This window comes from Nonomuraea solani (assembly GCF_900108335.1).
GTDB lineage: Bacteria > Actinomycetota > Actinomycetes > Streptosporangiales > Streptosporangiaceae > Nonomuraea > Nonomuraea solani.
Genome location: NZ_FNVT01000062.1, coordinates 1 through 7,189 on the forward strand (window position 1 = coordinate 1; position 7,189 = coordinate 7,189).

A 7,189-nucleotide genomic window follows, 5' to 3' on the forward strand; every position below is an offset into this window, starting at 1 on the left:
ACGGCTGAGGCGATCGATGCCGATCGGCCGTTCCAGGAGTTCGGGTTCGATTCGCTGACCGCGGTGGAGTTGCGTAACCGGCTGCACACGGTGACCGGGCTGCGGCTCACCCCCACGCTGGTGTTCGATCATCCCACTCCGCGCGCGCTGGCGGCGCATCTGGACACGGCGCTGTCGGGTACCGCCGCCCGGCCCCGCCCGGCCCCGGCCGGCCCGCCCGGCGGTCCTGCCGGCGGGTCTGCTGGTGATCTGATCGCCGTTGTCGGGATGGCCTGCCGTTTCCCCGGCCAGGTCACCAGCCCCGAAGACCTCTGGCAACTCCTGATCGACGACCGCGACGGCATCACCGACTTCCCCACCGACCGAAACTGGAACCTGGGATCGCTGTTCCATCCAGATCCCGACCACCCCGGAACGTCGTACGTCCGCACCGGCGGATTCCTGTCCGGTGCCGCCGACTTCGACCCGGAGTTCTTCGCGCTCAGCCCGCGCGAGGCGGTGGCAATGGATCCCCAGCAGCGGCTCATCCTGGAAACCTCCTGGGAGGCCCTGGAGCACGCCGGCATCGACCCATCCGGACTGCGCGGCACCCCGACCGGGGTGTTCACCGGAGTAATGGCCAACGACTACGGCTCCGGCGCGGTCGCCACACCGGAGACCGAGGGGCTGGTGGCCACCGGAACGCAGGGCAGTGTGGTGTCCGGGCGGGTGTCGTACACGTTCGGCTTGGAAGGGCCGGCGGTGTCGGTGGACACGGCGTGCTCGTCGTCGTTGGTGGCGTTGCATTTGGCGGCGCAGGCGTTGCGTACCGGCGAGTGTGACCTGGCGCTGGCCGGTGGAGTGACGGTGATGGCCACCCCGGATGCGTTCGTGGAGTTCTCACGACAGCGGGGCCTGGCCGCCGATGGCCGCTGCAAAGCGTTCGCCGAAGCGGCCGACGGAGTCGGCTGGGGCGAGGGCGCCGGGGTGCTGGTGGTGGAGCGGCTGTCGGACGCCCGCCGTCGTGGGCATCGGGTGCTGGCGGTGCTGCGCGGTAGCGCGGTGAACCAGGACGGGGCGTCGAACGGGTTGACGGCGCCGAACGGCCCGTCACAGGAGCGGGTGATCGCCCAGGCGCTGACGGCCGCCGGCCTCGCGCCCGGTGATGTGGACGTGGTCGAAGCACACGGCACGGGGACGGCGCTGGGTGATCCGATTGAGGCGCAGGCGTTGCTGGCCGCCTACGGTCAGGACCGGCAGTCGCCGTTGTGGCTGGGGTCGGTGAAGTCGAATCTGGGTCACACTCAGGCGGCGGCCGGGGTGGCCGGTGTGATCAAGATGATCCTGGCGATGCGACACGAGACGCTGCCCAAGACGCTGCACGTGGACGCGCCATCGTCGAAGGTGGACTGGTCCGGCGGCGCGGTAGAGCTACTGACCAAACCCCAGCCTTGGCCCCAGGACGCGGACCGGCCACGCCGGGCGGGAGTGTCCTCATTCGGCATCTCCGGCACCAACGCTCATGTGATCGTGGAAGAGCCGCCCGTTGAGGAACCGTCGGTGGTCGGCGTCGGTACGGCCGCGCCCTCTGCTGAGGAAGCGGCGGGGCTGGCAGAGCGGAACGGCATCCCGGCCCCTGCACCTGAGGGCGACCCTGCGGCTACGCGGCCGGTGCCGTCGGTGCCTGTGGCGTTGCCCGTGGTGGTGTCGGCCAGAAGCGAGGCGGCGTTGCGGGCGCAGGCCGCCCGGCTGGCCGGGTTCATGGCCGGGCATGATGCGGCTGGTCCGGTGGAGGTGGCGGCCGGGCTGGCACGCCGGGCGGCGTTGGAGTACCGGGCGGTGCTGCCGGTGGCGGATCGGGAGGGTCTGCTGGCCGGGTTGCGGGCACTGGCCGCTGGCGAGTCGGCGACTGGCGCGTTGGCAACCGGCGCGTTGGCGATCGGAGAGCCGGCGGCCGGAGGGTTGGCGGCCGGGGTGCTGGCAACTGGGGTGCTGGCGTCGTCTTCGGTGGTGCAGGGTCGGGTGCGGCCGGGCCGGGTGGCGGTGTTGTTTTCTGGTCAGGGTGCTCAGCGGCCTGGGATGGGTCGCGAGCTGTATGCGGCTTTCCCGGTGTTCGCCCGCGCCTTCGATGAGACCTGCGCGCTACTGGAAGCCGAACTCACCACCGCCAACGCCGCAGAGGTTGTGACCGGCCTGGCTGGTGGTGCGACCCTGCGGGAGATCATCCTCGGCGAGGCCAGCGAGGCTGGTGGTTCTGGGGCTGCTGGGTCCGGTTCTGGTGGGGTGCTGGATCGGACGGTGCTGGATCAGACGGTGTTTGCCCAGGCTGGGTTGTTCGCGGTGGAGACGGCGTTGTTCCGGCTGCTGGAATCGCTGGGCATCCGGCCCGATTATGTGGCCGGGCATTCGCTGGGCGAGATCACTGCGGCGCATGTCGCTGGCGTGCTGGACCTGGCCGATGCGTGCCGTCTGGTGGCGGCTCGTGGCCGGTTGATGCAGGCGTTGCCGTCCGGTGGTGCGATGGCGGCGATCGGCTGCGGTGAAGAGGTGCTCGCCCCGGTGCTGGCCGGCTACGACCAGATAGCGGTGGCTGCGGTCAACGCGCCCGGTTCAGTGGTGATCTCCGGCGCATCCGACCAGGTCACCCAAGTTGTCGACTGGGCGCGGCAGCACGGGCACCGGACCCGGCCGCTGCGGGTGTCGCACGCGTTCCACTCCCCGCTGATGGAGCCGATGCTGGCCGAGTTCGAGGAAGTCGTGGCGGGACTGACGCTGCGGCGTCCGGAGTTGGCGCTGGTGTCCAACGTCTCGGGCGACTTGGCCGACGAGGAGATCACCCGGGCCGAGTATTGGGTCGAGCACGTGCGGTGGCCGGTCCGGTTCGCCGACACCGTCGCCACCCTGCGCGGGCACGGGGTCGGCTGTTTCATCGAGGCAGGTCCGGACGCCCAGCTGACCCCCATGATCGAACAAACCCTCGCCCACCACGACGCCCGCAGTGCCGATGGCGACCACGACAACGCCGACCACGAACACGCCGAGGTCCTCAGTGCCGATGGCGGCCGCAGGGACGTAGAGCCTGCCTCGGTGGTGGCGTTGCTACGGCGTGACCGGCACGAGACCGCCCAACTGGTCGCCGGACTGGGCCAGGTTTGGACCTGCGGCACGGCTGTGGACTGGACCGCCTGGCCAACCTGGACCATTGGGACCACCGAGGCCGCGCCGGCCGCGCCGGCCGGTGCCCGCATCGGGGACTTGGATCTGCCCACCTACCCCTTCCAGCGCCGCCGCTACTGGCTGCAGTCGGCTCCGGCCGGCGATCCGGCTGCGTTTGGTCTGGGTGCCGCCGATCATGCGATCTTGGGTGCGGTGGTGGAGCAGCCCGATGGCGGCGCCATTTTGACCGGGCGGTTGTCGGTCGCTGCTCAGCCCTGGCTGGCCGATCACGCGATCAACGCCACTCCGATTCTGCCCGGCACTGCTTTCGTCGAGCTCGCCCTGCGCGCTGGTGACCAGGTCGGGTGCCCGGCCATCGATGAGCTCACCCTGCATACTCCTCTGCCCATCCCCGACTCCGGTCAGCACAGCATCGGCGGCGTCGTCGTGCAGGTCACCGTGACCGGACCGGGCGAAGACGGCCGACGCCAGATCGGCATCCACTCCAAGGACGACGACGGGCACTGGACCCGGCACGCCACCGGCACCCTCACCCCCACCTCCCAAAACACCCCCGCCGACCTGAGCCACGCCTGGCCCTCGCCAGGCGCCCAGCCGCTGGACACCACGGGCCTGTACGACCGCCTGGTGGACCACGGCTACGGCTACGGCCCCGCCTTCCACGGCCTCACCCGCGCCTGGAAGCACGGCGACGACCTCTACGCCGACATAACCCTCCCCGAAGAAGCCGGACAGACCACCCGATACGGCCTGCACCCCGCCCTCTTCGACGCGACGACGCACGTGGCACTGCTGGCCGGGGAGGTCGCCGGGGAGGGCGGCCCGCTGATCCCGTTCAACTGGAACGGCGTCACCCTGCACGCCATCGGTGCCACCGCGCTGCGAGTACGGCTGCGCCCGGAGCCGGATGGTGGGTTCCGGCTGGACCTGGCCGACCCCACTGGCCGGCCGGTGGCCACCGTGGAGACGGTGGCATCCCGGCCGGTGGCCGAGACGGATCCGTCGACACCGACCGCGGCGTCGGTGGCGCGCTGGGTCACCGAGGTGGTGTGGCGACCGCTGACCGGAGCATCCGCCGCCGACAACGGGGGAGGGTCGGCGCTGCGTGACGGCGCCATTGTGGTGGACGCCACCGGCGGTGCCGGGGACGACGCCGGTGACCTGCCGGACCGGATACGGCGCCGCCTTGGGGCGGTGCTGGCGGAGCTTCAGGAGCGGCTGGCCGAAGAGGACCCGCGACCCGTGTTGGTGGCCACCCGGGGCGCGGTCGCCGTGACCGACGAAGAGAAGCCGGACCCGGCGGGCGCGGCGGTCTGGGGATTGGTGCGCGCGGCCCAGCAGGAACACCCTGGCCGGATCACGTTGGTCGACCTGGAGCCGGTGCGGACGAGAGGGCACGGCGCAGCCGCTGCTGGGACTGCCGTACAGCCGGAGCTGAGCACCCTGGAGAGCTCGGCGCTGCCCGGCGACGAGCCAGAAGTGGCCATCCGCAGCGACCGGCCATGGGTACCCCGGCTGGAGCGGGCCCGCCTCGGCGAGGAGCCGGTGGCGGTCTGGCCGGTCGATGGGACCACGCTGATCACCGGCGGTACCGGTGGGCTGGGTGCGTTGGTGGCGCGGCATTTGGTGGCCGAACACGGCGTACGGCACCTGCTGCTGGTCTCCCGCCGGGGCCTGAACGCCCCTGGGACGGCCGAGTTGCGCGACGAGCTGGCCGGGCTGGGTGCCGAGGTGTCTGTCGCCGCCTGCGATGTGGCTGATCGGGACGCGCTGGCGGTGCTGCTGGAGGGGATTCCCGGTGCTCATCCTCTGCGGGCGGTGGTGCATGCGGCGGGGGTGGTGGACGACGGGGTGATCACGTCGTTGTCGGGCGAGCGGGTGGAGGCGGTGCTGCGGCCGAAGGTGGATGCGGCCTGGTATCTGCATGAGCTGACCCGGACGCGGGATCTGGCGCAGTTTGTGGTGTTCTCTTCGTTGGCGGGCACGTTGGGTGCGGCGGGTCAGGGTAATTATGCGGCGGCTAATGCTGCGGTGGATGCGCTGGCTGTGGGGCGGGTGGGTGCGGGGTTGCCGGCGCTGTCGTTGGCGTGGGGGGTGTGGGACGCCGAGGAGGGTATGGCCGGTCGGTTGTCTGATCGGGAGCGGGAGCGGATGGTGCGGGAGGGGTTGGTCCCGCTGTCTGCTGGGGTTGGTCTGTCGGTGCTGGATCGGGTGGTGGCCGAGGGCCGGCGGGGTGTGGTGGTGGCGGCTGGTTGGTCGGTGGGTGCGTTGCGTGCCCAGTCGGTGGAGCGGGTGCCCGAGCTTTTGCGCGAGTTGGTGGGGGTGCGGCGCAGGGCGGTGTCGGACAGTCCGGTGGGGGAGGCTTCGTTCGCCGCTCGGCTGGCGGAGCTGTCCGTCGCGGAGCGCCAGGCAGCGGTGACCGAACTGGTACGCGCGCAGGCGGCCGCGGTGCTGGGGTACGGCGCGGCCGAGTCGGTCCCGGTGGACCGGGCCTTCCAGGAGCTGGGCTTCGACTCACTGATGGCGGTGGACCTGCGGAACCGGCTGGGCCGGGCGGCCGGGCTCACCCTGCCTGCGACGCTGGTCTTCGACCACCCGTCGGTGAAGGCGCTGACGGACTTCGTGCTGCGCCGGCTGCTAGGCGGGCAGGCCGACCAGCGGAGAACACGACGTCCGGCGGCGGTCACCGACGATCCCGTCGCGATCGTGGGGATGGCTTGTCGCCAACTCCACATGCGCGAGTTGGTGGGGGTGCGGCGCAGGGCGGTGTCGGACAGTCCGGTGGGGGAGGCTTCGTTCGCCGCCCGGCTGGCGGAGCTGTCCGCCGCGGAGCGCCAGGCAGCGGTGACCGAACTGGTACGCGCACGGGCAGCGGCGGTGCTCAGCCACGATTCGCCCGCCTCCGTCCCAGTGGACCAGGCATTCCAGGAGCTGGGCTTCGACTCGCTGGCGGCGGTGGAGTTGCGGAACGGACTCGGTGCCGCGCTGGGGCTCCGGCTGCCGACCACCTTGGTGTTCGATCATCCATCGGTCCGAGCGGTCGTCGACTACCTGATCAGGCGCATCGCACCGAAGACCGACGGCGGGGATCACGGTGCCGCCAACGGCCGAGACGAGACGGCGATCCGCATGGCGCTGCAGACCGTACCGCTGGCGGCCCTGCGTGCCGCCGGACTGCTGGACGGGCTGCTGGAGCTCGCCGGAGTGCGTCCCGACGGTGCGAACGGAGCCGTGGCCCCAGACGAGACGGCGGACGTCGACGCGATCGACGAACTGGATACCGAAGGCCTGATCAGGATGGCGCTGGACAACGGGCAACCGGATGACGAGACCGAGGAGTGGTGAGGGAGATGGCGGAGGGTGACGGAAAGCTCGTCGAGGCACTGCGCGCTTCTCTCCGGGAGACGGCCAGGCTGCGCCAGCAGAACCGCGCGCTGACGACCCGCGCTCGGGAGCCGATCGCGATCGTGGGGATGGCTTGTCGTTATCCGGGTGGGGTGGATGATCCGGAGCGGTTGTGGCGGTTGCTGGTGGACGGTGTGGATGCGGTGGGTGGTTTTCCGGCTGATCGTGGCTGGGATGCCGGTCTTTATGATCCGGAGCCGGGTAAGCCGGGGCGTACGTATGCGCGGGAGGGTGGGTTCCTGTATGGGGCGGCGGATTTCGATCCGGCGTTTTTCGGGATCAGTCCGCGTGAGGCGGCGGAGATGGATCCGCAGGAGCGGCAGTTTTTGGAGGTGTGCTGGGCGGGGTTGGAGCGGGCCGGGATCGATCCGACGTCGCTGCGGGAGAGTAGCGCCGGGGTGTTTGCGGGGGTGATGTATCACGATTATGCGCCGTCGGGTACGGGTGGGGCCACGATTTCGGGCCGGGTGGCGTACTCCTTGGGGTTGGAGGGGCCGGCGGTGTCGGTGGACACGGCGTGTTCGTCGTCGTTGGTGGCGTTGCATTTGGCGGCGCAGGCGTTGCGCAGTGGGGAGTGTGATCTGGCGCTGGCGGGCGGGGTGACGGTGATGGCCACGCCGGATGCGTT

The 7,189-nt window shown here is 70.9% G+C and carries 2 protein-coding genes; both read left to right on the forward strand.

Annotation, left to right across the window (positions count from 1 at the left end; translation table 11 throughout):
• Window positions 1–12 precede the first annotated feature (12 nt).
• Window positions 13–6,501, forward strand: coding sequence for a type I polyketide synthase (locus C4V41_RS60380; protein WP_327537533.1), 6,489 nt, complete (start codon window positions 13–15; stop codon window positions 6,499–6,501).
• A 5-nt stretch (window positions 6,502–6,506) separates the two neighbouring features.
• Window positions 6,507–7,189, forward strand: a 683-nt coding sequence (locus C4V41_RS60385; RefSeq protein WP_235031111.1) for a beta-ketoacyl synthase N-terminal-like domain-containing protein, incomplete at its 3' end; no start/stop codon positions are given.